The organism is Arthrobacter globiformis (assembly GCF_046536215.2).
Lineage (GTDB): Bacteria > Actinomycetota > Actinomycetes > Actinomycetales > Micrococcaceae > Arthrobacter > Arthrobacter globiformis_E.
In genome coordinates, this window is record NZ_CM143421.1 from 463785 (window position 1) to 490009 (window position 26225).

27 protein-coding genes are annotated in these 26225 nt (G+C 59.1%); 13 read left to right on the forward strand and 14 right to left on the reverse strand.

The window, feature by feature from the left end:
* The first annotated feature begins 199 nt into the window (after positions 1-199).
* On the forward strand, positions 200-781 hold the full coding sequence (locus tag R5O87_RS02215) for a hypothetical protein (RefSeq protein ID WP_410558165.1): 582 nt from the start codon (positions 200-202) through the stop codon (positions 779-781).
* Positions 782-1543: 762 nt separating this feature from the next.
* On the opposite strand, the gene R5O87_RS02220 is transcribed toward R5O87_RS02215, so the two are convergent.
* Both R5O87_RS02220 and R5O87_RS02225 read right to left on the reverse strand, forming a co-directional pair.
* Positions 1544-1864 carry a hypothetical protein gene (locus R5O87_RS02220; protein ID WP_410558166.1) on the reverse strand — a complete coding sequence of 107 codons (321 nt, stop codon included), beginning with the start codon at positions 1862-1864 and terminating at the stop codon, positions 1544-1546.
* Positions 1865-2037: 173 nt separating this feature from the next.
* Complete coding sequence (locus tag R5O87_RS02225; RefSeq protein WP_410558167.1) at positions 2038-2436, reverse strand: hypothetical protein; 399 nt, start codon at positions 2434-2436, stop codon at positions 2038-2040.
* A gap of 148 nt (positions 2437-2584) precedes the next feature.
* Between R5O87_RS02225 and R5O87_RS02230 the strand changes: the two genes are divergently transcribed.
* Positions 2585-3883: a hypothetical protein gene (locus R5O87_RS02230; RefSeq protein ID WP_410558168.1), complete on the forward strand. Its 1299-nt coding sequence runs from the start codon at positions 2585-2587 to the stop codon at positions 3881-3883.
* A gap of 991 nt (positions 3884-4874) precedes the next feature.
* On the opposite strand, the gene R5O87_RS02235 is transcribed toward R5O87_RS02230, so the two are convergent.
* From R5O87_RS02235 to R5O87_RS02255, 5 genes are all read right to left on the reverse strand, one after another.
* Positions 4875-5324 (reverse strand): hypothetical protein, encoded by a 450-nt coding sequence (locus R5O87_RS02235; RefSeq protein ID WP_410558169.1) that lies wholly within the window; start codon positions 5322-5324, stop codon positions 4875-4877.
* Positions 5325-5513: 189 nt separating this feature from the next.
* Positions 5514-5981, reverse strand: a complete 468-nt coding sequence (locus tag R5O87_RS02240) for a hypothetical protein (RefSeq protein WP_410558170.1) — start codon at positions 5979-5981, stop codon at positions 5514-5516.
* A gap of 194 nt (positions 5982-6175) precedes the next feature.
* Complete coding sequence (locus R5O87_RS02245) at positions 6176-6847, reverse strand: hypothetical protein (protein ID WP_410558171.1); 672 nt, start codon at positions 6845-6847, stop codon at positions 6176-6178.
* 481 nt (positions 6848-7328) lie between these two features.
* Positions 7329-7787, reverse strand: a complete 459-nt coding sequence (locus R5O87_RS02250; protein WP_410558172.1) for a hypothetical protein — start codon at positions 7785-7787, stop codon at positions 7329-7331.
* A gap of 1790 nt (positions 7788-9577) precedes the next feature.
* The gene (locus R5O87_RS02255; protein ID WP_410558173.1) at positions 9578-10063 is read right to left on the reverse strand and encodes a hypothetical protein; all 486 of its coding nucleotides are present in this window, start codon (positions 10061-10063) and stop codon (positions 9578-9580) included.
* Positions 10064-10286: 223 nt separating this feature from the next.
* Here R5O87_RS02255 and R5O87_RS02260 point away from each other — a divergent pair, with 223 nt between their 5' ends.
* Together R5O87_RS02260 and R5O87_RS02265 are read left to right on the forward strand one after the other, a co-directional pair.
* A complete protein-coding gene (locus tag R5O87_RS02260) occupies positions 10287-10739 on the forward strand; it encodes a DUF6278 family protein (protein WP_410558174.1) in 453 nt (150 codons plus the stop codon).
* Between the two features lie 94 nt (positions 10740-10833).
* A complete protein-coding gene (locus R5O87_RS02265; protein WP_410558175.1) occupies positions 10834-11061 on the forward strand; it encodes a hypothetical protein in 228 nt (75 codons plus the stop codon).
* A 134-nt stretch (positions 11062-11195) separates the two neighbouring features.
* On the opposite strand, the gene R5O87_RS02270 is transcribed toward R5O87_RS02265, so the two are convergent.
* Positions 11196-11678 (reverse strand): hypothetical protein, encoded by a 483-nt coding sequence (locus R5O87_RS02270; RefSeq protein ID WP_410558176.1) that lies wholly within the window; start codon positions 11676-11678, stop codon positions 11196-11198.
* Between the two features lie 125 nt (positions 11679-11803).
* On the opposite strand from R5O87_RS02270, the gene R5O87_RS02275 reads away from it, so the two are divergent.
* The 5 genes from R5O87_RS02275 to R5O87_RS02295 all read left to right on the forward strand — a co-directional run bounded on the left by R5O87_RS02275 (position 11804) and on the right by R5O87_RS02295 (position 16855).
* On the forward strand, positions 11804-12769 hold the full coding sequence (locus tag R5O87_RS02275) for a hypothetical protein (RefSeq protein ID WP_410558177.1): 966 nt from the start codon (positions 11804-11806) through the stop codon (positions 12767-12769).
* Positions 12766-13164 (forward strand): GntR family transcriptional regulator, encoded by a 399-nt coding sequence (locus R5O87_RS02280; RefSeq protein WP_410558178.1) that lies wholly within the window; start codon positions 12766-12768, stop codon positions 13162-13164. The genes R5O87_RS02275 and R5O87_RS02280 overlap by 4 nt, the downstream gene beginning before the upstream one ends.
* 1505 nt (positions 13165-14669) lie before the next feature.
* A complete protein-coding gene (locus tag R5O87_RS02285) occupies positions 14670-15167 on the forward strand; it encodes a hypothetical protein (RefSeq protein ID WP_410558179.1) in 498 nt (165 codons plus the stop codon).
* A gap of 781 nt (positions 15168-15948) precedes the next feature.
* Positions 15949-16167: a hypothetical protein gene (locus R5O87_RS02290; protein ID WP_410558180.1), complete on the forward strand. Its 219-nt coding sequence runs from the start codon at positions 15949-15951 to the stop codon at positions 16165-16167.
* Between the two features lie 166 nt (positions 16168-16333).
* A complete protein-coding gene (locus R5O87_RS02295) occupies positions 16334-16855 on the forward strand; it encodes a hypothetical protein (protein WP_410558182.1) in 522 nt (173 codons plus the stop codon).
* 189 nt (positions 16856-17044) lie between these two features.
* On the opposite strand, the gene R5O87_RS02300 is transcribed toward R5O87_RS02295, so the two are convergent.
* From R5O87_RS02300 to R5O87_RS02320, 5 genes are all read right to left on the reverse strand, one after another.
* Complete coding sequence (locus R5O87_RS02300; protein ID WP_410558183.1) at positions 17045-17443, reverse strand: hypothetical protein; 399 nt, start codon at positions 17441-17443, stop codon at positions 17045-17047.
* Between the two features lie 185 nt (positions 17444-17628).
* On the reverse strand, positions 17629-18186 hold the full coding sequence (locus R5O87_RS02305; RefSeq protein ID WP_410558184.1) for a hypothetical protein: 558 nt from the start codon (positions 18184-18186) through the stop codon (positions 17629-17631).
* Positions 18183-18890: an RNA polymerase sigma factor gene (locus R5O87_RS02310; protein WP_462836368.1), complete on the reverse strand. Its 708-nt coding sequence runs from the start codon at positions 18888-18890 to the stop codon at positions 18183-18185. The genes R5O87_RS02305 and R5O87_RS02310 overlap by 4 nt, the downstream gene beginning before the upstream one ends.
* A gap of 43 nt (positions 18891-18933) precedes the next feature.
* Positions 18934-19380, reverse strand: a complete 447-nt coding sequence (locus R5O87_RS02315; protein WP_410558186.1) for a hypothetical protein — start codon at positions 19378-19380, stop codon at positions 18934-18936.
* Positions 19381-19746: 366 nt separating this feature from the next.
* Positions 19747-20082 (reverse strand): hypothetical protein, encoded by a 336-nt coding sequence (locus R5O87_RS02320; protein ID WP_410558187.1) that lies wholly within the window; start codon positions 20080-20082, stop codon positions 19747-19749.
* Between the two features lie 343 nt (positions 20083-20425).
* On the opposite strand from R5O87_RS02320, the gene R5O87_RS02325 reads away from it, so the two are divergent.
* The 4 genes from R5O87_RS02325 (at position 20426) to R5O87_RS02340 (ending at position 25061) form a co-directional block, all read left to right on the forward strand.
* A complete protein-coding gene (locus R5O87_RS02325; RefSeq protein WP_410558188.1) occupies positions 20426-20698 on the forward strand; it encodes a DNA gyrase subunit A in 273 nt (90 codons plus the stop codon).
* Between the two features lie 240 nt (positions 20699-20938).
* Entirely contained in the window at positions 20939-22237 is a 1299-nt protein-coding gene (locus R5O87_RS02330; RefSeq protein ID WP_410558189.1) for a hypothetical protein, read from the forward strand.
* Positions 22238-22615: 378 nt separating this feature from the next.
* Entirely contained in the window at positions 22616-23461 is an 846-nt protein-coding gene (locus R5O87_RS02335; protein ID WP_410558190.1) for a tetratricopeptide repeat protein, read from the forward strand.
* Positions 23462-23570: 109 nt separating this feature from the next.
* On the forward strand, positions 23571-25061 hold the full coding sequence (locus R5O87_RS02340; protein ID WP_410558191.1) for a peptidase M16 family protein: 1491 nt from the start codon (positions 23571-23573) through the stop codon (positions 25059-25061).
* Between the two features lie 849 nt (positions 25062-25910).
* On the opposite strand, the gene R5O87_RS02345 is transcribed toward R5O87_RS02340, so the two are convergent.
* Entirely contained in the window at positions 25911-26123 is a 213-nt protein-coding gene (locus tag R5O87_RS02345) for a hypothetical protein (protein ID WP_462836369.1), read from the reverse strand.
* Positions 26124-26225: the final 102 nt, after the last annotated feature.

The following is a 26225-nucleotide window of genomic DNA, read 5'->3' on the forward strand; positions in this document are numbered from 1 at the left end:
GTCTACGCTCTCAGTACGTTCCGGGAACAAACTGTGCGTTCGCGTTTCCCCAAAAGCGCAACAAGACCTATTTCTGATCGCCTGGAGCACGCCCTGTTCGGGAGTTCGGGCCGCAGGTACCCTTCGTTTTACAGATCATGGCAAACGGCACTAAGTGGTCCATGGCGGATTTGGTCTCTTCTGGGATAGGCAGGCGGAAATGGGCGCTGTAAAGATGCTGGCCGCAGTGGTCATCTTCGGAGCTGTGCTGGCCGGTTGCGCGCCAGCGGACGTAGCCCCATCGGCGCCACCGAGTGACAAACCGGCAGGCGCGAGCCTCCAGGACATGCCGCCAACGGCACCGCCTGGAATTTCCGCAGCCATCGAAAGCGTAAAGGCCAGCGCTAAAAAGCGAGGCATCCGTCCAAATAACGTCTGGTACGAGCCCAACAATAATGCCGTGATGGCCATCATCCCTCCATCACCCGACGCCGACCTGCAGGGTTTCAAAGCCGATGTGGCAGCAATTTCGGCCGATGCCGAAGGGTTTACCGTAGGCATCCGCAACGCCCTTCGCAGCCTAGAGCAAGCAAAAGCGATTCAACGCCGCGTGGACACCGACACCGCCATCTTGCGCTCGAAGGGAATCAACATCACGGTCACCGGCATAACCACGAACGGAGATACCGTCCTTGTCGACGTGGTCGGCGCCAAGGACATCGACGCCGTGAAGCGACAGCTTATCGACCGTTACGGGCCGGGCATCGACGCCCAAGCTGCCCTCGGATCACCCTCCTACTAAGCCTCCTAGGCCAGCCAAGAAACGAGGGCAATACACTCACTCCCAGTCCCCCGGCAGACTTTGAGCAAGCCTATGAAACAGTGCCGCAAGGGGTTCCTTCCACGATCCCCTTTGAGACCCAGTGGGTTTTACTAAATTCCCTTCGAGATCCACTCTGTGATGTAGAAGCCAGCAAAGATGAAGGGCACCGCTACACCGATTAGCACCCGCTGCGTGCACCGCAATGGTCGTGCCTTTCGGCGGTATTTCTTGTAGTCGGCCCCGAATGGAAGTAGGTGCTGATTCTGCAGATACAGGCGCAGTAAGCGGGTGACTCGGTAGGGATGCGCCCGTGAAGCGATTTCCACGGCTAACGGCCATAAGACGCCCCAGGCGGCTAATCCGGCGAGGCCTGAGCCATACACACGATCAGCTTCTTGATAAGCGAAGAACCCGATGAACAGCACCGCGGGGTGAAGAATCAGGACCCAGGGCAACCGGGAACGTGATTGGCCCGGTTGATCCGCTCGCGCGTGCAACAAGAGCGCGGACGTCCTGCACCCCGCCACGCACAGTCCAAGCACGACGCTCAACTGCAACATTCACCATCCCATGACGCGAGGACAAACCGACGTGTAGGCGCTGGTACTGCGCACGAATGAAGCAGAGCAAAGCGTCTGTACATAGGAAGTTTGGGTGTCGACTATTTCTGGCCCCGGTAGGGTTCCCTCTCCGGCAGTCCGCTCGGCTTGCGAGACTGAGCCCGCCGTGGCTTCCTCATGCCTAGAACCCGCCAAAGCCTACAAAGGCGGATAGAACTAGTGCGAAGAAGAGCCAAGCGAATGCCACGCCAGCAAAGAACAGGCTTCCCCACCATGGGTTCCATTTGAAGTACAGCCGAGGTTTCGTGCAAAGGAAAATCAAAGCCAGGAATGGAGCAAAGAGCACGATCGCAGAGGTAAGCCTGAACGCTTGGAATCCGGCGGAAGCTCCCATATCGGCAGATTGCTGGACTTTTATCGCGAACCAAGCAGCCGCCAAGCCGGCAAACAGGATACTAGCCGTTACTGCAGCGGACTTTGCCACAACAGCTCTTACCTTCATGGGGTTCCCCATATACCTCTGCCAGCGACCATATCGACACGCTACCGGTGGGCAACGAATCCAACTAATCAGCGGCCTTCGATCATGCGCAAGCATGTGCCGCATGACGTTCGTCCAGAGCGGCAGATGGCTGGCACTTGAACCTGGTTCAGGGATAGTGAGCTGTGGTGACGTCAGTTGAACTTCTTGAGTCTCCACTCGACGTCGCCGGCCAAAGGTACAGACAGATAAGCTCGGCCCAGGAACCGGCTCTTACGTTCGACAAGATTCCTGTCGCTGAGAAGAAACTCCGCAATGTCATCGACGGTTTCCTTTGCAAAGTCGATCTGTTCCTCCATGCCTTCGGGGATTAGCTCGTATCGAATGTACTGACTGTCATAGACGATTTCAGGAGCTTCGCTTCCAAGCACCAGCGTGAAAACTTCCAGCCGGGGGCCCTGAATCTCTACATAAATGTGGTTTTCACGTACGCTCACCGTCCCGTCTACACCTTCGGGCAAACTCAAGACGATCCGCTCGACCTTCCTCGAGAGGTCCGAGAGATAGGGCTGCACATTCTGGTCGTTACTCATCGTCAGTAGTTTCCAACAAATCGGCCGGGAAGTGCCCGTTTGAGGTTGCCTTTTCGAAAATGCCAGGCGCACTCCAATGGTTGGCGCTCTCCGAGGTGTGCTGGCGTAGGTTTCGTGGAATATGGGCTTCACCCGGCAGGATGATGGCATGGAAAACGTCCGAGTTCTGGTTCAGCCAAGCAAGTCAGACTGGGTCGACTTGCCCAGACGGGGATCGGAGTTCCGGTCCGTTCTGGCCGCTTGGCTGACTGGAGTTGTCACCATTGCTGTCGCTTTCGTCGTTGATCAGGGGTGGGAGGAACCGGCGCTCTCTTGGGAGGAATCGTTGCTCCCAGTTAATGTCTTCGGTGCTGCTGCGGCGGCTTGCACGGCCATGTTCGTTCTTCTGGGGTGGGCGTTGGGAAGGGCAACTGCCTTCGGATTGGTGCTTATTCTCGCAGTTAGCACAGGGCTGAATATCGCTGTCGGGCATGCGTCCGCGCCAGTGTGGGTAAGCGGCGCTTTGGTCGCTGTTGTCTTGGCTGCCGTGGAGGCGTGGGCCTCGTCGCGGCAGCTGAAAGCGGTCAAGCAGGTCGCGGCGCGATTCAAGGACGGATCGACGGTTCAGGTGGGATCGAACGCGCTTTCGGCTGAACGGCGTTCCCTGAAACGGGGGCGTGGGTTCACCGTCGGCCTGGCGGCCCTTTCCATTGTGTTGTGGGGATGGTTGTCGGTTCAGTGGTTCATCGCCGGGAATGAGTTTCCGCCGACGGACGGCAGCTCATTCGATCCCGTCGTTGCGCAGTTTGCTGGCGTGGCGACCGCGCTGACAGTGGTATCCGCGGGCCGGAATCTCTGGCGGTGGTGGGCCCACAGGCAGGCACGGCAAACTGTGTGGATGGTTCCCTGCGCCGGTGGACCTGTTTGGGCGCCGGGCCTGGACCCTTCTTACGGCGACGGCATTGACCCGAAAGACGCCGATGCGCCTGGTTGCTCCTGCCGGACAGAAGCTCAGCGCCGCCTCATTGACGACGAAGAAGATGGGCCAACCGACAAAATTCCGGCAGGCGACTATTGCCTAATCCACGGAATTGATGTGGTCAATTCACTGGACCACAACACATTTCGAGCCCTTGCCCGCACCCCGTGGTTCTGGGACAGGAGCTCCGTGCTGCCGTCCATTGAGACTGACACCTCGGACACTGCAGCGGCGCTTGTTGCTTTTGCCGGGCACGCCTTCGGCGGAATCCCAGCTCAGAAGAAAGGGAGCGTTATGGACTCAGCGAGTCCAAAAGTTGAAGCAGCCGAAGAATTGAGAACCACCGACGCAGCCGTGCCGCAGTGGGCCAAACCGGAGTTCCCGCCCCCTCACGAGCGCGGAGTCCTCGATATCGTGGACCTCAGCCCCGCCGGCATGCGGGGAATTGCTACGCGATATCGCCACGGCCGAGCATGGCACACACCCTAATCGAACAGGCCGTAGAGGGTTCCCAGGCTGGGATTACAGGGGACCTAACCTCGCCTAGGGCGGACCATGAGGTACGCCAAGCGGATGGTGTTCCCTGCCAGGGCAACCGCAGCGAAACCCCACAAAATCACGGCCTGTATCGCACTGCTTTCGGTGTAGGGATCAAGCCTTACGCTCTCGCGGGCGATCTTTCTGTCGCGAAACAAACCCTTTATGTGGACCTGAGTAGATGTGAGACGGACCCCGAGCCTCCAGACTCGCCAGCTAAACCAGAGCACGACCAAACCGATGCAACTCGCGAAGACCAGCTCCTCGGACATTGCGCCAGCTGGTGTCGACATGGGAACTAAACCTTCGGACATCACAACGCCGAGGGACACCAGAAAAAGGCAAACATGGCAACGCGGGAGACAAACAGCTGATGAAAGCTGGCTTCATCTCCCATATAAGGCATTCCCTTCCGGCGGCCATGACCCACGAACATCGAGCCTGGTTGCAGCTCCGATGATTCCAGTTTCAAAGGTTCGGTCTTGGAATACCAAGCAATGGACTAGACCTAGCCAATTGTGTCGTGAAGGGTTCGTTGTTGACTATAGGGACCGACCTCGCCGGTCCCAATCAGCTCTCCGGGCCTCTTCCTCTTCCCACAAATGGCCGTCACGACGTCGAACCTTCAAAAGGAACCCCAGGTACACCAGGCCTAGTGCCAACCCGGCGAGGGCTAGGTAATCCCCCAAGTCCCAGACCGTTCCTGCAGCCAGGTTTATGACGACAACTACCAATTGCAGCGCGGTCCAGATTGACCACAGGACAAACTGAAAGCGGAAGGCACCGCGAGTCATCTTGGGCTGCAATCGCTTATGGGCTTCCGGCTCGGCCATGTGCCGAGGCTACAAGCCACCACGAGATTTGGGAACACGCTGAGCTTTCTCGTGCCGTGGACCCGTTTAGCGTTCCTTTGACGATTCCTCTTGAGGCCCAGGGGGTTTTGCTAAATACCGTTCGAGATCCAGTCTGTGATGTAGAGGCCAGCAAAGCTGATGGGCGCCGCTACACCCATTAGCACCCGTTGCGTGCACAGCAATGGTCGCGCCTTTCGACGGTATTTTTTGTATTCGGCTCCGAATGGAAGTATGTGCTGATTCTGCAGATACAGGCGCAGCAAGCGGGTAACTCGGTAGGGACGCCCCCGTGAAGCGATCTCCACGGCTAACGGCCATAGAACGCCCCAGGCGGCTAATCCAGCGAGACCTGAGCCATACACACGATCAGCTTCTTGATAAGCGAAGAACCCAATGAACAGCACCGCGGGGTGAAGAATCACGACCCAGGGCAATCGGGAGCGTGATTGGCCCGGTTGATCCGCTCGCGCGTGCAACAAGAGCGCGGACATCATGCAGCCCGCCACGCACAGTCCAAGCGCGACGCTCAACTGCAACATTCACCATCCCATGACTCGAGGACAAACCGACGTGTAGAGACTTGTGCTGCGCACGGAAGAAGCTGAGCAAAGTGTCTACAGCCGGAAGTTTATTCTGCGCTGAGACCGGGACCGCATCCCGGTCTAATCACTGGCCTGTCACAGTGAGGGATGTCGTACCGGATGGCCTTCCCAATTGGCCCAGGAGGTTTAGCCGGCCGCTGGACTTAAAACAGCTTCAAGGAAGATGTAAAGAACCGGGATGAGCGCATAGGTGGCCAAACTGCTGGCCAACAAGGAATTTCCCTCGATGACGGAGGGGCCGCCGGGCAAGCGTGCAGGCGAACGTGGAAACCATAGTCCGATGAGCCATCGGATATAAACCTCCAGGGCACAGAGGACACCGGCTAAAGGTCCGAGTAGGGCGACGACTGTCATAGCCGGCACCAACCACGGTGCCCACTGCAAGAGCGCCCAGGTAACCGGGAGGACAGCAACGCCGGCGATGGTGAGCCATGCAAACGCCCACTCCATAACAGCGAGCTCATTGTCCCGGAGAGTCCATTCTCTGAACTCTTCCTGCAGGACGGGATTCTTCAAGCGCTCGGCAAGGTTCCACCCGTAATAACGGCGGGTTCGCTGAAAAGTGAACCACCGACAGACGTTTATCCACTTCATATCAGTGATGCCTCTTCATACGCTGCCCCGCGACCATACTCGCAGAATAACTGGGCGCCCTGCCGCCGGGCGAACCACGATATAAGTCTCTTTGGACTGGACCTTCAAAGTTGCACCATTAGCGGTTCCCCCAGAAAACTCCCTGCCGGGCCGTCGCAGTCAACACTAAACCTGCGGAAAAGTGATGGTCTGTCTCAGGAAGTGGCCTGTTTGGCCAGAGTCACCCCAGAATCGCTCATTTCGTCCGCGAGCTCCAACACGTCGTGCATCCCCATCTGCATTTCCCGGCTGTAGGCGGTAACTAGGGTTCCGTTATCGGTGACGTCGATTCTGAAATGGATGTGAGGCCGGACCTTCAGGCGCTTGGCGGCATCTCGGTGACGCCAGTCGCCCTGCCACTCTCGGCTGATTTCCACCCATACATCCGTACCCGTCGATTTCGTGCTCAGTCCGGGCTGGTTGAACACCCGGCCCAGGGCGTCCACAGCGCCTTGCCGGGACAATGCGGTGATCCATTTCTCTTCGTTTCGGAAGCGATGCCGGCCGGGGCCGAACTGCAAGACGATCGCTACACCGATCAGGCTGGGCCATGACGCCGCTAGCACCAAGTGGCGTGGATCATCAATCAGCTGCCAAACAAACTGCAAAATGCCGAGCAGAACGGCAAAGAGGAGAAATATTCTCCTCCAGCGGCCGGGAACCGGAACTAGTTCGGACGTGCCGCGCTTGCCGGAGGCAAGCCACGCGCCCAGGCCGAGTGTGAGAAGCGCTTGGACGCTGCCGATGATGATTGAGAAGATCTCAGTTTCGGGGTCCGGAGCGGAGGCAAGAATAATGATCACCGAAATGACGGCGAGGCCAGCCATGACCAAACCTGCACCGATCCGAATCCTTCTATCCCGCGCCGATGTGTCCATGGACCACTGTCAGCGGGCCTTCGTGTCCTTGTCAACGGATCCCGAGAGTAGCCGTTCCGTAAGCCACCCCTTTCATTCGCTATACCTATTGACGTCGCCCATCGTCAGATCGCTAAAGCGGCGTCGGGTTAAAGGCGAACCTAGGCGCAGGCGACTGACCCTGAGTACTACCCACAAGGGTCTCGGTAGGCGCTCCCGAAGGAAATGGACTAGACCTAGCGACTTGTGCCGTGAGGGGTTCCCTCAGAGGCGGCGTTCGTCTAAATATGTCAACGTGATTCAGGACCACCAAGACGGCTTGATTCAGGACCACGCTGGTTCCGCGCTGAACGTGCCCAACTAAGCCCAACCCTTGACAGTAACGTCCGGTTGTGCGGCTACTTCAGCTGCCTTCCCGCCTTCTGCCAGTCTTTCAGCATCAGCTTCGCCCTCAGGGAATTTGCCTTTTCTGGGCGTTCCGGAAGTTGCCACAGAGGGTGGCCGCGAAATCTTCTGGGATGATCCGCGAACCGGCTAGGCCGCCAACGACCAGGGCGAGCGTCACAGCGGCCAGGGTAATCCCAACACCGACTGGCTCTTCCTCCCCCCAGTCCCCGGGCGAGCCCACAGCGATAACACGCGACTCGTCTTCCGGGTCGACGACGACCAGGACAGCAGCTCCCGGAGTCTCGTCCGTGATGAATTCACTGTAGGACAGCGTCCGATCATGTCCATCTACTTCGATAATGTAATCGGTTCGAAATCGTCCGCGGTAAGCCGTTCGAACTAGGACGCCGACCTTCTGTTCCTGTGTCCGGACCAATTCCGCGGCGCGCGCATAATCAGATCGCTCCGCAGCCGCGAAGAGTAGAGCCAGTGCGACCAGCGAAACGATAATTGCTGCGGCCAAGGCACGGCGGGCACTTAAGGGGTGGCTCAGGAGCCACCCTGCCTTCGTCGAAGGCGTGTGCCGGCCTTGCGGTCTTGCTCTCATGCTGAGCAATCCTACTGCTCCTCTTCAGGGGGCTAGGGCGTGTCTCCCAAGTCGCGGGAATGTGGAGCCGTGTGGAACCTGGAGAAGGACCAGCAGCTTCGGCAAGGGATCAGCCTTAAGAGGGAAACTCCTAACGATTCGCTGCTTCCACCCACGCACGGGAGGGACGTGGGGCGCCGAGAGACTGACCGGTAGACGCGCAAAAGAAACTTGCTGCGATCATAACGGCGACATCCTCCTACGATATGTTTTCGACTATTCGACGTCCGTCGACCGAGCCGCTGAACTGAAGGCAACCGCCGGAGCGCTCTTTCTGAACGATCCATGGGATGGCTGGCAAACAGGGCATGATTCGGCCGTCCCCGCGCTAGCGGGGTGCCTGCCAAGCCTGCTTGAACTCGACCTCGGAGATAGCCCACGGCCGCCAGTCTTCTAGCTCATCGAGTTGCGCTTGGCCCAGTTGGCCATACCCGTCCTCCTCGTGACCGGGGCCGTAGCGCAAGGTTGGGCCAGAGTCATAGACCTCGACCTGACGAATGGGCCACCCATCGTCGCCGACCTCGAAGTAGTAAGTAGCCGGCCCCCAGGAGGCATAGTCGTCACCGCGCGACTCACTCCAACGCCTTCGAAAGTAACGAGTTGCCATGACAGCAGTCTGCCCGATGGCGGCGCTGCACGTCCTGCTTCAGCACGTCTCGCTGTCGGTCCCTATCCCTGAAGGCTCGGCCTCGTCCCGCTTAAGGTACCTTCCATTGGATGGGCCGGCAGGCGCCCCGAATGTGTCGGGCTGGGTTGTTCTAGTTGGTGGTGAATTGTCCCCCTACGCTTTCAATGACGATTTCGGGAGCTATTGTTGCGATTTCGAGGGCTAGCGGCATGCGATGCAGGGAAACGTCCCCCTCGGAGTACCTGATCTGGACTCTGACAGCGTTGTAGATTGGGTCCGTCCTGACTGCTGCTATCTTGCTCTGTGGACCTGGATGGAACTTCGTGGTCAACCGATTCCGCAACGTAGTGAGATACGTCAGAGGCTTCCCGGTCCCGACGTTGGCGATGAAGTCACCGCCGGGGTCCAGCGTTTCTCTTAGTCGTACAAATTCGGGATCTTGCCATGCCCCGCCGACGGTCCACACGTGGATGGCTGAATAGTTGAAATTGAAGTAGGCGCCTCCGAAACGCTCGGGGCGGGATCTAACAAACTCGTCAACCTGTGTAAAGGCAGCCTTGAGGGCTGAGGTAGGCGTGCCGTGAAAGCGATCATGGGTGATAAAGCGCGGTACGACCTTGCCTTGCGGGGCTGGGGTCGTGGAAGGTGGCTGGGCAGTTGGGCTCGCCGATTGGCCAGAACCGGAGGTGGGCACGTTAGCGTCTGGGGTGCATCCAGCACCTAGCGTGGAGATAACAATAACGCCAATGATCAAGCCCACAGGAGGCAGTTGGTTTCTCATCCGAAGTCCTCCTGCCACGAGCATTTATAACCTCCGCTATGGCCATGCGCTTAGCGTTCTTTGACTATCGGCTGGTCCTCTTCCCATGTCAACGTTCCGCGACGGCTCATGGGATTAGTGCTCCCGACGTGCCTCAGTTCCGTTGACCATGTAGCCCGTTCCAGGTTCGCCAGCTGGACCGAGGGGTCCCGCCTGCCTGCGCTCACGCATCAGAATCGGAAGTCTGGCTGCAGGAGCGTCTGGGCATTTCCGGCGGAGTCAGTGCCGTGCTCTCCGGGCCTCGAGGATCATGTTGGCGACAATCGCGCCGATAAGTACGAGGGTGAACGGGGACTTGGCCCCTTCAGTCAACATAAACAGCATGAGAGGATGCTGTTCCTCGTCGACGGGAAGCCCAGATCCAACCGGGCTGCCCATGACGGCCAAGACCACGAGGATTGTCAGAGCCGAGAGCCGTGCAGCAGTCGTTCGAATCAATAGGCGGTGGACCAGAACTGCGGCCACCGCCAGTAGAACGAAGCCCAGACGCCATACGTACGGCAACCAGCCTCCGGCTACTCCGACCGGACGGAAATTGAAACCAAGAAAACCGCCGGCATATGCGGCCTGAAGCTGCATGGACAGATACCCCGTGACGAAAACAACGAGCACCGAAGCGACCGCGGCTGCCAGGACCGACGCTACCGACCCCCGTTCGGGCGTTGAGCTCGCGGTGTTCTTATCCGTGCTGGCCAATTTATCCATAGCAAATCCCCCAATTTGATTGCTATGACTGTAAGCCTCTTGGCGAAATACGGATAGGGAGCGCCATCGTGGTTCCTGGGAACTCATGTACGGCGTATGTGCGGCAGCCGTAACCATCGCTTCCCGAAGGGCCAACAGGACTAGACCCACGGAACTGTGCCGTGAAGGGTTCGGCTCTCGGCAATCCGACCAGGGCGGATGTGTGTGTGTTTAGGATGACCCCATGAGCATCCCCGAAGATCCCGCCGAGCATCTGCAGAAACTGCCAGAGGGAATGCCGAGAAGGTACGCAGAATATAGGCCAGTCCCTTCGGATGCCGTGGAACCCCCGCCGACTAACGTCGGCGGCTACGAAGGACTCCTCGGCTATTTCCAGCAGCGTGGGCAATCATTGCCGCGCGCGGCAGAAAGCCTTGCCACTCTGGATCAAGCCATCAATGATGGGTTGCCGGCCGAGCTTGTCCGCCCCGTTGGGATGTTCTACGGAGATCTACTCACGCACACTGTTCCTGGAGCGCACTGGGAGGTAGTCGAGACGGGGTACCCGCTGGTGCGTGTCACCAGGAATGTCGCCATCGACGTCGTCCGAATTGCATTGCGGCGCATGGCTACCCCGAGCCCCACATTCGAGCAAAACTATGCCCACGTTCTCGAACTCGTCAGGCAGGAACCGTAAAGGGTTCTCCATGAGAGGCTACCGAGCGATCCGGAGTTCGTGATTTAGTGCAGCTATGGCATCGGCAGATGAGGTCAAACGCAAAACTAACCGCATGGCTTTCATTTCGATGATCGGCGCCGCTGTTCTGATAGCACTCAATTTTTTGCCTACAGATCCGGAGCCATTCCTATGGATAAAGATGGCTCTCATGATTGCTATCGTCATCGTCATGGTCGGTTGGCTCACGCGCTTTGTACTGTGGCAGCGGGCTGAGTACTGGCGCGAACGCGGCAAAGACCCTAAGCACCCGGAGCTACCTGCCTCTCGAGACAACGCTTAGCGAGGGGCAACGCCGCCCTCTGCAAGAAAACCAGGCACAGAAGGGCATTGAGAAATTGCCATCCGCAGTGATTCGTGGATGGGGCTTATCAAACCGTCCGGTTAGAGGTTCCCCATGCGCGCGATACGCCGGTGCTACTTGTTTGGGTCGGTTACTTTGGGAGTTCCACTGTCCGGGGTCCCGGGCACCGCGTTGCCCGTCGGCCTGTAGCTTGATACCCCCATGTCGAGATTCCAGCGTCCATCGTTCCAAGAAATCGTGTACTTGATTCCAGTTGTTCCGCCGGGTTTGATTGCCTCAACTTGTGCGATTTCCGGGAAGTCATTGCTCAGTCTGAGCTGGACAGTTTCCGGATCCCATCCCTGTGCCGAATCGACCAGACGCTGCGCGTCAGGGCGGACATTGACGAAGACCTTTGGCACCAGCTTCTCGACCTGTTCCACGGACCCGGATGCGGCCGCCGCCACAAGGCTCCTGGCAAACGGCTCTCTGCTGGACAGGTCTGGTTGTGTTGGATCGGGGCTGCACGCCACGACCGATAGTGCCGACGCAAGAATGCCTGCGCCGACGCTTAATGGACGACGGCTGCTGTTCACTACGACGCCGGAGTCGCGCATGAGGCTGACGATACCGCATCACTCGGCACTGCGGCCGTTAGCTCCGAGAACGTGTGTCAACTAGTTGACACACGTTCCACCTCAACTGTACCGTCCCTTTGATACACGTAGAGGGGGACAAAGTAATGGCAATCGCTGCTTTGCTGGTTGACGCGGGACTAGTGGTCCTGGTCGTTTTGGGAGCTGTGTGTGGACTGGCGGGTCTGTCCGGGGCTGGAGAGGGGACGGGGTCGCAGGCCCTGCGACGCGCCCGGCAGAACATTATCGGCCGAACTGCCGCCGCGTTGTTGGTCGCAACGGCGGTGTTCGGTGCGGCATTGCTGGTCCAAATGGCTTTTCCTGCGTGGGAGGGCGTGCCGGTGTTCGTCGGCCCTGCCGCGGGAGCCGGGAGTGCGCTGTTAGCCTTTGCCACGCTGCCAGCGGTGCCCATCGAGGGCGATGTATCGCGCCGGACGGCAGATTTGAAGCGCCGCACTGTGCGGGAGTTGCTGCCTCCGGGGCTGTGGATTCTGACAGTCATCACCGCTATTGGGACCGTGGCCGCAGTGTTGGCCGGCGGGCTGTCATCCAAGGCTGCCGTTGGAGACGGGCGGTTTTTATGCACGTCATTATTTAGTGCGGCATGCCCGCCCGGAGGGCCTTACTTGTATCCGGGATGGCACTTTGCCGGTCCCACCCTGCTCTCTTTAGCGATTCTCGCCGCGGGCGCGGCCGCGGCGTTTCGACGCGTCATTCTCCTTCCAGATGCTGCCTGGCGCGAGTTGGCCGGTGCGGACCGTATGCTCCGGGCCAACACCACACGTGTGCTCGTCTGGATCATCATGGCCCCTCTGCTACTCACTCTGGGCATGTTCCTGGGCACAGCAGGGGTCCCGCTATTCAACGCCCCGGTGCTCGCCACGGGCCTCTCTGAAGCATCCGCGGCAGGGGCCTCCTCGGCAGGCCTTATTCTGATGCTGCTCGGCGCCGGAACCCTACTGGCCGGGATGGCCGCGGCCCTTGCAGCAGTGGTCCTCGGAACGCGGGTTGCACGCTTGGAGGTGCGCCGATCTGACCTGCAGGCGGCACAGGAGAAGGCGACTCAGGCATGATCACGCTCGATGCCGCTGACCCGACTCCACCCTACGAGCAGGTCCGGGAGCAAATCGCCTCGCTGATCCGGTCCGGCGGTCTGCCGGGCGGACACCGGCTACCCGCTATCCGGCAGCTGGCTGCAGACCTAAGGGTCGCGCCGGGGACAATCGGGCGAGCCTACCGGTCGCTCGAAACCGATGGTCTGGTGGAAACCAGCCGTTCCGGCGGAACCAAGGTCAGGGCTGGCAATGCCGTCTCCGAGCGGGTGTACAAAAAGGCGGCGGCGTTCCTGGATTCACTCGGCGACGAGCCCGTCGCACTCGAGGATCTTTTGGCCACGCTGACGGCCTTGTGGCCTGAGCGCGGCCAACTGCTACCGCAGGGCCGAAAAGCCGCAGGGCAGAAAGCCTGAGCGGTTCGAATCGAGGGTTGAGTTCGCCTTGCCGGACTCATGTCCGGCGAAGCGCCCCAAATCGTGGACTACAAAAAGTAATGCCCGAAGGTTCCAATGGCAGGTTCACGTGATGTGCAGCCGGCACGCTTCAAGAACCACAGACAGGTTCGGGCCACAGGGCCTGCTGCGCATCCCGTCCCTTTCAACTGCAACTTTAAGCAGGCCAATCGGGGTCAGGCTGTCCCAGTAGAGGTTCCCTCGGGGCATGAGTACGGGCGATCATCCTTCACCGGACACCCGAACTGCTTCTCACCGTCAAACCAACAACACCAAGTCAGTAATTGGGTCGGATCCAATCCGTGATTGGCAGGAACTCGGGCTTGATCCCCGGATCAAGCTGCACTCCAGTCTCTACTTCGGTCAGAATTGTGGTGTCTCCCATCACGGCCAGCTTCTCGATGATTCCTGTGGAGCGATTAGCTACAGCCGTGGCTCGGAATGCTGGGTCTTCTATGTGCTCAAATGTGATTAGCAGCGACCGCTGGCCGACTTCCTGGACCAGCATCGGGTAGAAGCTTTGAGGTTCCTAGCGCGGGTCCACTTACGGGACAGTGGATCCACGCGTGTCTCATAACCTAGGTGCCTTGATTCCCTAGGGGTACGAGACGGACCGCTCTGGCAGCCGAGCCGTCAGTTGACCTTAGTCGTCGTCCCATTCATCGCGCAGCGACTTGCGCAGCACGTCCACCTGCACGGTTAGCGCCCCAAGCAATTCCTCACGACTGAGTCGATTAGTGGTTCGGTATGACCACGTAACGTCGCCGTCTCGGTCCAGGACTTTGAGGAGGATGAAGGCCTCCAGCACAGTCTCTCCTGGCTCGAGGGCATGCACTTCGAGCCCGTTGAGTACCTGTTCGACGGGTACTCTTTGTTCTCCCTCAGCCGGGGCTCCTGAATGACTTCCCATGAAGGGAAAGACTACACGCGGAAACCAGGGGATCTCGCGTTGAAAACCAGTCCCCGTAAGGGTTCGGCGTTGGACTCTGATTATTCCTAAATCGTGCTTGGGGGCGGCCATACATTTCCCGTCAGAGATTTGAGCGCTACGATCTGCGCATGGGCTTCAGGAGCAGCAAGCAACCGACGAAAGTCCAAGCCATGTTCATGGCCGTTTTCGCTTTGTTGCTGTTCGCGAGCAACCTGTACGCGGTACTTGCAGAGGGTGCCAAGGCAACGGGTTGGTACTGGGTAATACAGACGTTGAATCTGGCTCTGTTGGCCTTCAGCTTCTGGTGGTACCGCAGGGCCGCGAAGAATCCACCCGCGCGCAGCTAGGCCGAGAGCGGCGCTTCTGGCGGATAAGCATTGCTCCATGGGGCTGAGCGCACGGGATACCAGCGCAAATAGGCTGCAGTTCACGGGACTAGACCACGACGACCATCCCGGTAGAGGTTCCGGGTTCGGGATCTGAAACGGAGCTGGTGCTGCCGTCCCCTGGCTCGCCGCTAACTATATTGAGAAGGGTGACCACCAGCAGCGATCAGACAGAGCTCTCCTGGGCCCGCGAACCTCGCTGGCCGGTGTGGTCAGCGGTTGCCGTGGCTTGGCTTATCGGGTTCATTTCCAACTTCATGGTTGCTCCCACAAACACTGGAATGGGCGTCGTGGACTCGTATGCCTCATTCCAGACAGGCTCCAACTTTGGCAACGGACTGGCTTTGGTCATCTGGTCTGGCGTAACTCTTCTATCTGTATGGCTGGCGCAGCGCTGGGCCGCGCCGAAATGGGCCACGATTTTTGGCGCCTACGGACTGACCGCAATAGTTTCTCTCTACCCCTCTGCAGTAATCAGCAATGCTGTTGCCCATGTAGTAGCCCTCGAAGATTCCTCGGTGTACCACGATTGGCTCGCATGGCCGCTGGTGCTGTCCGGCTTGGTCGCAGTAATCGTAGCTTTGGTGGGCGTCGGGCTGCACCCCGACGGAAAGCGGAACCGCGCCCAACGTAGGGTCCGCCGTTGAGTAACTGTTGAGAAGACCCGATAGAGGTTCGTAGCAAGGGACCGCATGACGCTTCCACTGCAAGGTCTATAGGGCATGGCCGGAGCTGGTCAGGGCCGGTTCATTTCGTGAGAGCCCTATCGAAAGGGAAGTTCTTTCCCTTGCTGGAAGGGCAACACTCCCTGGGCTGGCGTCAGCGTGAACCACTCACTGCCCTGCCGGGTAGCGAAAATGATGGCTCGCTGGTTAGCCTCGAGTGGGTCCCCGTCCGGGTAGGACTCGCCCCCGGTACATGTCGCGGGTGTGGAGGAGACGTGAACGGGCCCAGCTCCGGGGTCGCCTTTAAGTACTCGTTCGACTTCTATGAGGTGGGTCGTGGCCTTGTAACTGTAGATGCTGGTTTCGCCGGCCTCGCCTACAGACTTCCCGATGAGCACCATGCCGGCCTGGTCGTACTGCTTTTGGACGGACTCAAACCGGACCCAGTCAACGCACGTTTCGGCACCACTGCCTGGAAGAATGCCGCACCCGGTGCCCAGTACAGCTACCAAGAGCCCTGACTGCACCACTGAAATATATTTCCCCATGCCCAGAAGCTACGCCCAGTGGAAAAGGCACACCACTGGTTTACTCCAGTCGGAACGCAAACGAGACCGCTCTGCGTAAATAAGTATCTTCCCGTTACTTATCGCCTGGACGTCCCGGCAGAGGTTCGGCGCTTGGACTCAGAACCTACTCCTAGACGGTGATTGGAGGGCCGCCAAATATACCCCGCCAGACTTTTGACCGCTAGGATCTGCGCATGGGCTTTATGAGCAACAAGCCACCGACGAAAGTCCAAGCTGTGTTCATGTGCGTTTTCGCTGTGTTGCTGTTCGCCAGTAACTTGTATGCCGTACTTGCAGAAGGTGCCAAGGCAACAGGTTGGTACTGGGTAATACAGACGTTGAATCTGGCCCTATTCGCCTTCAGTTTCTGGTGGTACCGCCGTGCCGCAAAGAATCCACCCGCGCAAAGCTAGTCCGAGAGCGGCGCTTCTGGTGGATAAAACATTGCTCCATGAGGCTGAGCGCCGCGGGGTACCAGCGCAAACAAGCTGCAATGCACGGGACTAGACCACGGCGACCATCCCGGGTAGCCGTTCGGCTCTCGTCAGAGTGAGCGAATTCGACAGATAGGATTCGCGGATGAAGACGTCGTACCCGCACTGGATCCAATTTCAAGGTCAGAGGCTTGGCCTCGTGTGGCAAACAGACGACGAAGCTGGCGACGAAGGCGATACTGACGGTGTTCTCGTCTCTAAGGGCCAGATCGTATGTGCCCGCACCCAAGAGGACTTTTTGAAGCTGGCCCAGCAACACAACATCACCTTAGAAGCAGCCAACGAGGAACCTCAGAACCTTGACGGGATCGAGGAACTTCTCCAGTTGCCGGCATCTGATGACACCTGCGCGCAACTGCTTAATGCGTGGAACCTCCTCGGCGACATCGCACGCAGCGTGAATGCATCACTTGATGACAGAGGACCAGAGGCCGACAAGTGCTACGACAAACTCTTCTATGGCAATAACCTCCCCAGCATTACTCCCCCGGGCGAGCACTACAGCCCTTACTTCGATGACCACGAGCAGCGCGTTATCACCGAGATCCTGGACCGTGGCCGGGTGATCCTGAACAGCCGCCTCGATCGTCGCGCAACGACGCCTTGAAACTGACACCACCCACGTGGCCAGTTGGTGCATCCGTTCTATTGCCGCTTTCTGCTCGCAGGATCGTTGCGCTCTGGTGACTAGCTTCGATTGGCATAGTCCATCGAGACCATTCCGGTTACCGTTCCTTGTGGGCATGAAGCGCTACGCTGCCGATGCCCAGCTGAGATTCGAAGTGTTGGAACTTCTCTATTTCCTGCTATGGGGTTCCACGCCGTGATCCAACTGCGCCCACAGGCGGTCACGCTCGAGTCCGGTTACAGCGACCGCGTCAAAGCTTGCTTCCAGGCCGGTGAGAGGGTCGGTGGCGACAAAGTGCCCGCGCCGCAGTTCCTCAGCAACATGCCATTCAGGACCGTAGTCCTCTTCGAGATAGTCGTGCTCACCGTTCAGCCAGTGCACCTGCGACCACAAGCGCTCCTCCTTGAGCCAGAGGAAGGGGAACGATCGCATGGGAGCGACGCCGGTGGTCACCCATCCCATGGGCACGCCGTTCAGGGACAGCTCCCACACAGCATCCCGAAACGCGTCCAGGCGCGGGTCCTTTGGCCAGTCCGTGTCGTCGAACCACTTAGTTAGCCATCCCATGAATTAGTTGTACCAGCCCACAACGATCCCCAACGACCGATAGCCATGTGAGCTGATGGGTTCCTCCTCCATCCAATCCGATGGAGGTGCTGCTGCTCAGTGATCTGACTTGTCCGTCAAGGAAACTGGCCCGGTTGGGGTTCCTGCACTGGACCCAACCGGACGAGGCTGTTGATCGCCCCGGCTCAAGGTGCTGTGTCTGTTTTCAAGGCCAGTCCCAGTGCACCGCACACGTTTTCGTCTCCGGGGATGACGGCGGCGCGGCCGTCACTCAGAACGCAGACGGTCAGTGGGTTCGGGATCGGGGAGGAGGAGCTGCCGTCACGGAGGTTTGGAGGCGTTCTGCCGTCAGGGGCATTGGGGTCGAGCCCATGGTTAGCCCAGACAGCCCGGCAGGCGGCCAGTGCATCCTCGATCGGAATCGCGTTGCGTTGCGTCGATGGCTCGCCGACCTTTGTTCCTTCCCCCAGTACAACTGTGGTGCCGGGGAATTGGTTGCCATGAAGTTCGGCTCTAGCAAAGCAATCAATTGAGCTTTTGTCCGTGACAGGCAGCTGCATGACGATGGCTCCTCCGGTTGCCACCAGCGCGACGGCGACACCGGCAAGCAGAATCCGCTTGCCCTTGGTGTTCTGGAAGTGCCGATTTTCTGGGGTTCCGTCTTGCGCGACATTGGCTAAGAGCTCCCCGATGGCCGCGCTGCGTTCCTCGTTGAAGAGTGGCGAACGCCGATTGTCATTCATGGTGATTCCTCCTCAGAAGTGAGTGGGGCCGTTGGCGGCAGGAACCCGGTTTGTGGGTTCATCAGCTGTGAAAGTCTCCGTTTAGCGCGGGAGAGGCGGGACTTCACGGTGCCCGATGGAATGCCAAGCAGCTCGCTCACCTCAGCTGTGGTCATCTCCTCAAGAACGCAGAGCGAAATAACTTCCTGGTCCTGGCGACCCAGTGAACGGTAAGCCCGGTGCAGGAGCTGCGACCGGCGGTCCCCGTCCACAGTGTCGGCTACCAAGTCGCTGTGATCCGGCACCACCTGGCACTGCGGAAGCTTTCGGAGGAGGCGTTCATAGCGCAGTGTGGACCGCAGCTTGTTCCTGGCCACGTTCGTGGCAGTTACCAGCAGCCAACCGAGCATCGAATCGTTGACCAGCCGTATTTTGGACCTGCAGCGCCAGGCCTCAAGGAAGACCATCGCGGTTACGTCTTCGGCCTCGAAAGGAGTTTTCACCAGCCGGAGGCTGTGAACGAAGACCCGGTCCCGGTGGCGTTTAAAGAGGGAGGCAAAAGCCGAACCGTCGCCGTCCATGGCGCGCAGCCACAGCTCCGTGTCTGTGGATGCTTCTCTTCTGTCCCCCATATCTATAAGTGTCCGGCAACCCCATCCTGGTTCCATCACTAAATCACGGACGTCAAAAAGAGAGCGGGGCCGGGTTACCAGCGCTGAATCCATCCCGCTCAGGGTTCCTCAACCGACTGTGTCGGGCTGGGTTGTTCTAGTTGGTGGTGAATTGTCCCCCTACGCTTTCAATGACGATTTCGGGAGCTATTGTTGCGATTTCGAGGGCTAGCGGCATGCGATGCAGGGAAACGTCCCCCTCGGAGTACCTGATCTGGACTCTGACAGCGTTGTAGATTGGGTCCGTCCTGACTGCTGCTATCTTGCTCTGTGGACCTGGATGGAACTTCGTGGCCAACCGATTCCGCAACGTAGTGAGATACGTCAGCGGCTTCCCGGTTCCCACGTTGGCGATGAAGTCACCGCCGGGGTCCAGCGTTTCCCTTAGTCGTACAAATTCGGGATCTTGCCATGCCCCGCCGACAGTCCACACATGGATGGCTGAATAGTTGAAATTGAAGTAGGCGCCTCCGAAACGTTCGGGGCGGGATCTAACAAACTCGTCAACCTGTGTAAAGGCAGCCTTGAGGGCTGACGTAGGCATGCCGTGAAAGCGATCATGAGTGATAAAGCGCGGTACGACCTTGCCTTGCGGGGCTGGGGTCGTGGAAGGTTGCTGGGCAGTTGGGCTCCCCGATCGGCCTGAACCGGACGCGGGCACGTTAGCGTTTGTGGTGCATCCAGCACCTAGCGAGGCGACAACAATAACGCCAATGATCAAGCCCGCAGGAGGCAGTTGGTTTCTCATGCGAAATCCTCCCGCCACGAACGAGCAAATATGACCTCCGCTATGGCCATGCGTTAGCGTTCTTTGACTATCGGCTGGTCCTCTTCCCATGTCAACGTTCCGCGACGGCTCATGGGATTAGTGCTCCGGACGTGCCTCAGTTCCGTTGACCATGTAGCCCGTTCAAGGTTCCCCATGAGCGCGGTCCGCCCGTGCTACTTCTTCGGGTCGGTTACGTTGGGGGTTGTTCGGGGTTCCGGGCACCGCGTTGCCCGTCGGCCTGTAGCTTGATACCCCCATGTCGAGATTCCAGCGTCCATCGTTCCAAGAAATCGTGTACTTGATTCCAGTCGTTCGGCCGGGCTTGATTGCCTCGACTTGTGCGATTTCCGGGAAGTCATTGCTCAACCTGAGCTGGACAGTCTCCGGATCCCAGGCCCGTGCCGAATCGACCAGACGCTGGGCATCAGGGCGGACTTTGACGTAGACCTTTGGCACCAGCTTCTCGACCTGTTCCACGGATCCTGATGCTGCCGCCGCCACAACGCTCCTGGCAAACGGCTCTCTGCTGGACAGGTCTGGTTGTGTTGGATCCGGGCTGCAAGCCACCACAACTAGTGCCGACGCAAGAATGAGTGCTCCAATGCCGAAGAAACGGCGGACACGGTTCACTACGACGCCGGAGTCGGGCATGGGGATGACGATACCGTACGACTCAGCGAAGGCAATGCTGAGACTTCAAGCGCACGGAGCGGGAGCACAAACTGTCCCGCTCAGGGGGTTCCCGAAGGATTGAGCGCCAAGTGACCATCCTCAACTGGACCCAACGCCCCAATGACTTTCGTCGTGCAAGAATCGCCGCATGGACGAGGATGAGCGGCACACCAGGCAGGAATTGATGATCGTCGATGCCCTGGTACGGGCCATGGATCGGCGCGACGAGGTCTTCCAGGAGATTGAGGATTCAGAGGACGTGGATGAAGCAATACGTCGGGTGGGTCAGCTGTTGGGTGTGGGAGAGTTGGGCAGCCGGGCGATCCTCGACCTGCAAGCCAGAAGATTGACCCGAGACCAGCGTCGGGCCATCGCTTCGCGTGCCGAAGAACTGAGATCAATGTTGCCTGATGGCCACTGAGAACCTCGTGCTCTCCGCCGATTACTGGTTCCCTGATCGAACGGGTCCGGCCAAGTCCCCGATAGGTGCTGTGGTTCAGCGATGACTTGTCCGGCTTCCCCGTGCAGCGTAGACCAAGGAAGCTGACCCGGTTGAGGTTGCCTTTTGGAAAATGCCAGGCGCACTCCAATGGTTGCCGCTCTCCGAGGTGTGCTGGCGTAGGTTTCGTGGAATATGGGCTTCACCCGGCAGGATGATGGCATGGAAAACGTCCGAGTTCTGGTTCAGCCAAGCAAGTCAGACTGGGTCGACTTGCCCAGACGGGGATCGGAGTTCCGGTCCGTTCTGGCCGCTTGGCTGACTGGAGTTGTCACCATTGCTGTCGCTTTCGTCGTTGATCAGGGGTGGGAGGAACCGGCGCTCTCTTGGGAGGAATCGTTGCTCCCAGTTAATGTCTTCGGTGCTGCTGCGGCGGCTTGCACGGCCATGTTCGTTCTTCTGGGGTGGGCGTTGGGAAGGGCAACTGCCTTCGGATTGGTGCTTATTCTCGCAGTTAGCACAGGGCTGAATATCGCTGTGGGGCATGCGTCCGCGCCAGTGTGGGTAAGCGGCGCTTTGGTCGCTGTTGTCTTGGCTGCCGTGGAGGCGTGGGCCTCGTCGCGGCAGCTGAAAGCGGTCAAGCAGGTCGCGGCGCGATTCAAGGACGGATCGACGGTTCAGGTGGGAGCGAATGCGCTTTCGGCTGAACGGCGTTCCCTGAAACGGGGGCGTGGGTTCACCGTCGGCCTGGCGGCCCTTTCCATTGTGTTGTGGGGATGGTTGTCGGTTCAGTGGTTCATCGCAGGGAATGAGTTTCCGCCGACGGACGGCAGCTCATTCGATCCCGTCGTTGCGCAGTTTGCTGGCGTGGCGACCGCGCTGACAGTGGTTTCCGCGGGCCGGAATCTCTGGCGGTGGTGGGCCCACAGGCAGGCACGGCAAACTGTGTGGATGGTTCCCTGCGCCGGTGGACCTGTTTGGGCGCCGGGCCTGGACCCTTCTTACGGCGACGGCATAGACCCGAAAGACGCCGATGCGCCTGGTTGCTCCTGCCGGGCAGAAGCTCAGCGCCGCCTCATTGACGACGAAGAAGATGGGCCAACCGACAAAATTCCGGCAGGCGACTATTGCCCAATCCACGGAATTGATGTGGTCAATTCACTGGACCACAACACATTTCGAGCCCTTGCCCGCACCCCGTGGTTCTGGGACAGGAGCTCCGTGCTGCCGTCCATTGAGAGTGACACCTCGGACACTGCAGCGGCGCTTGTTGCCTTTGCCGGGCACGCCTTCGGCGGAATCCCAGCTCAGAGGAAAGGGAGCGTAATGGACTCAGCGAGTCCAAAAGTTGAAGCAGCCGAAGAATTGAGAACCACCGACGCAGCCATGCCGCAGTGGGCCAAACCGGAGTTCCTGCCCCCTCACGAGCGCGGAGTCCTCGATATCGTGGACCTCACCCCCGCCGGCATGCGGGGAATTGCTACGCGATATCGCCACGGCCGAGCATGGCACACACCCTAATCGAACAGGCCGTAGAGGGTTCCTCATTCGCGGGCGGCTGGGCCCCGCGGGTGGCGCCGATTTGACCACCGAAGAACTAGCGCAGACGGCCCTCGAAGCGGTTCACCGGCAAGACTCACAGGCAGTGGGTGAATTAGTGATTGAGCCCCACGACCTAGATTCTGAAGGATGGAATGACGGGTTCGTAACTGAGTATCCGGAGTCTGACTAGATCCCAGGGAAGATGCGCTGCCCACACGAAGGAGCCCGTTCAAGGTTACCGCCGCGGAACCACAGCATCTCGGGCGAATCGAAGTAAGCAGACCTGACTTAGTACCAGCCGCATCGGGCGGACGATAGGGTTGCGTTGTCGTCCAAGTTCCGTAAGGCAGGCAGGATATGAGCACCCCGAATCCAGAACCCGTGGACTTTCGTTCATCAGTGGAACTGATCTTGTCCGACGACCCGGACGGGCTCTTCAACGCTGCAAATGACCTCACACAGATCTCCAAGTCTGAAGCGATAGAAGTCTTGTACCTTCTTGCCATCGAGCACGGAGTGACGGAAGCCTACCTGAACTATGGATGGTTCCTGCGAGACATAAACCGGCCCAAGGAAGCGCTGGCCCAGTTCCATAAGGCGCTGGAATTAGGGGACCCGCAGGCAGCCTATTACCTGGGAGAAACGTCCTTGGAGATGGGCAAAAACCTTGAAGCTATTAAGTGGCTGCGCCTTGCCGGCGGTAACCCCTTCCTACCGCTTCGCCTTGCCAAAGCGTACCGGGCAGTAGGCGATGAACTTTCAGCCGTGGAAGTCCTGCGTGAAGGATGCGAAACGAGCCCTGAGGCCGCTGTTGAACTCATCCACACTACAAATGACCTGGACCTTGATGCCGCCATCAATCTGCTGGAAAAGCACTTAGAAAACGGCGAAGTAGGAGTCTTGATAGTGCTGGCGGATCTCTATTCCAAAACCGGCAATACCCAGAAGGAAATTGAACTCCTCCGACGCAGCGTCGCAGAGGGTGAACCTAACGCTCTTCACAATCTGGGTTTTGCGCTTTGGAATTCCGGTCAGGTACGGGAGGGCAGGGCCTTACTGAAGAAAGCTGCGCAGCAGGGCGACAAACTGTCCCCAAAAGTCCTGCGTAAGATTCGCGGCAAGCAGCGTCACGGACGGCGCTACAAACCTGGAGAAGGACCAGCAGCTTCGGCAAGCGATCAGCCTCAAGAAGGAAACTCCTAACGATTGGCTGCTTCCACCCATGACCGGGAGGGACGTGGGGCGCCGAGAGACTGACCGGTAGACGTTCGGCTTCGGGTCGGGGCGGCAGGGATCTGCAAGACTGTCACCCATGATGCAGTCGGTAAAATTGACCTCCCACAAGGGGATTAGCTCTTACTGGCTGGATCGCAAGGGTCTTTGTACTGGCACGTTGATATTCGGCGTCGGAATGCGGAACGAACCGCCAACACTGGCCGGGATCACACACTTACTTGAGCACTTGCTGCTCCGCATGGTGCAGCCCGTCACGGTACCGCACGGCGGCATGGTGAATGCAGACTCACTACAGTTCTACGCCTCGGGCCAGCCAGAAGATGTCGCAGGTTTCCTCAACGAGATCGCGGCCGCCGCCTCGACTCTCGAGGCCCTCACCGAAGAAGATCTCGCCCTCGAAAAGGCCGTTCTCGAGGCCGAAGACTCCCACAAGTTCCGTACTGTCTCCGCTGGCTTGCTCACCTACCGATACGGAACGAACGGAGTGGGCGCCGCACACTTCGGGGCACCGGCCACTGCCAGCCTGACCACGGCTGAAACCAGTGAATGGGCCGGCCGGTGGCTGACATCCGGGAACGCCGCCCTGACCTTCACAGGTCCCCTGCCGGTCTCGCTGGACCTCTGTCTGCCCCCTGCCAAGCCCGTTAAACGCGCCCAGGATTCGCCGCTCATCAAGGCCCCGACATTGATCATGTCCCGCAAGCAAGGCATCGCCCTGTCTCTCCTGGTGCCCTCACACGATGCCAGGTTCCTCGGTGAAGCCCTGCAATACGAACTTCTGGTCCGGCTCCGGCATTCACGCGGCCTTATATACTCCGTTGAGAACTTCACAACCCCGATCGATGCCCACCAGAGCCAGCTCGATTTCATTCTTGATCCACTCCGGGCGAACATCGTCCTAGTCCTCCGGGAGGTCCTTGAGGCCCTGCACGGCATCGCGGAGGCAGGATTCAGTGAGAACGCCGTCCAGTCGACCCGTCACGCCTTGCTGTCAGAGCTGGGGTGGGATGATTTCGTTCCCCAGGACTATCTGGACCAACTGGCAATCGACGCACTGCTCAATCGCACCACTGCGGACCGGCAGGAACTACTCGACCGGGCGGCCGCCATGAGCTCTGCTGAACTCACAAAGATATTGAAAGGCAGCATGGCCTCACTGATCGTCGCCCTCGATAAGTCTGTGAAGCTTTCCAAGAAGGTCGGTGAGAAACTGGCGCTCACCATAGATGGCTATGAGATCTGGCAGCGACACCACGACCCGGAAAACCATCACGGGGCCGAAGAACGCGACGCTGAGTATCCAACCTGGCGACACAAGTCCTCTGACGCCACGTTGTCGCTTACGCCGACACGCTTGCTTTGGCGCGATTCGGGCAAGACGAAGGTAATCTCCTTGGCCGACGTCGTCGTCGTTGGTCACCGTAGCTGCGGCTGCATCTCATTGATGGACAGAAGAGGCAGAAGTTCGGAGCTCAGCGTGGATGACTGGAAGGCCAGCAAGAAGCTCCGGAGAAAACTGCTCGGAGCATTTCCGCCAGAGAACATCCGGTCATTTCCTGAAGACTAAAGCGCCGTTTAGGGTTGGGATTCGGTCGGCTTAGTCGGCGGGGCGGAGCCGGGAGAGGACCACGACGATTCCCGGCCCGTAGCGTTTATCCATCGTCTTCTGCAGCGATCCGTCGTCGTAGGGAACGTACCTGAAGAGGTAACCGTTTTCGACCTGTGTATCCGCCGCGGGCCGCTCCGTCTCCCATATCTCGCGTTGGATTTGCTGCAGACGCGCTTTGGTCCCTGTGCCAGGGTTGCGTGGATCCTGTCGAGGATCTGGTTCTCCCCATGATTCATTGGACGAGATGCTTTGTGGGGGTCTTGTGACGGTCAGACTCGTTCCGTCCCAGGTCCCGTGGACCACGAAGTCTCCGTAGGTTACGTTTGCGACTGTCTCCTCGCCCTCCGCTGCTGACCAGTCCCAGCCGCGAAGAGGCGGCCCAGTGCATAAGGGCGGATCGGAGGTGGCGATGCCACCCATACAGAACTGGGGCAGCTCGTTTCCTTCCTGACGCACCAACCCGCGGCCCTCAAGCTCTCCAGGCGCGGCCGTTTTCGACTGCTGCTCCGTAGGACGAGGCGGCAGTTCGCCGGCAGGCCGCCCGGGCGAGGTGCAGGCTGACAGCACCACCGAGAGCACAGCAACTACGGCGCAACCACCAAGCCTTGGTCTCATAGGAACAGTATGGTCCAGCCAGGGCTATCCAACATCAGCTCCAGGACCAATGATCGTATACGCAGGCCAATGGACAAGCCCCGGCATCAAAGACCAAAATCTTGCCGAGAAGAATCAATGTCAGCATCGTCCAAAATCGTGGGGCAGCCAGCAGCCACCGGACCACCCATGAAGCCGAGCCGCCAGTTGACCTTAGTCGTCGTCCCATTCATCGCGAAGCGACTTGCGCAGCACGTCCACCTGCACGGTCAGCGCCCCAAGCAATTCCTCACGGCTGAGTCGATTAGTGGTTCGGTATGACCAGGCAACGTCGCCGTCTCGGTTGTCAGCGGCCATGAAAAACTGCCCGTAGGCGGCCACGGAAATGCCCACTGACGGCCAGTAGCACTGCCCATTGGTGGCCATGAGATCTGCCCACTTCCTTACTGAACCTGCCGCGTCTTAAGCGGTGGGGGCCTCTCCCCGGGATTTGATGACGGTGTCTAGTCGCACCAAATGTCATCCCAG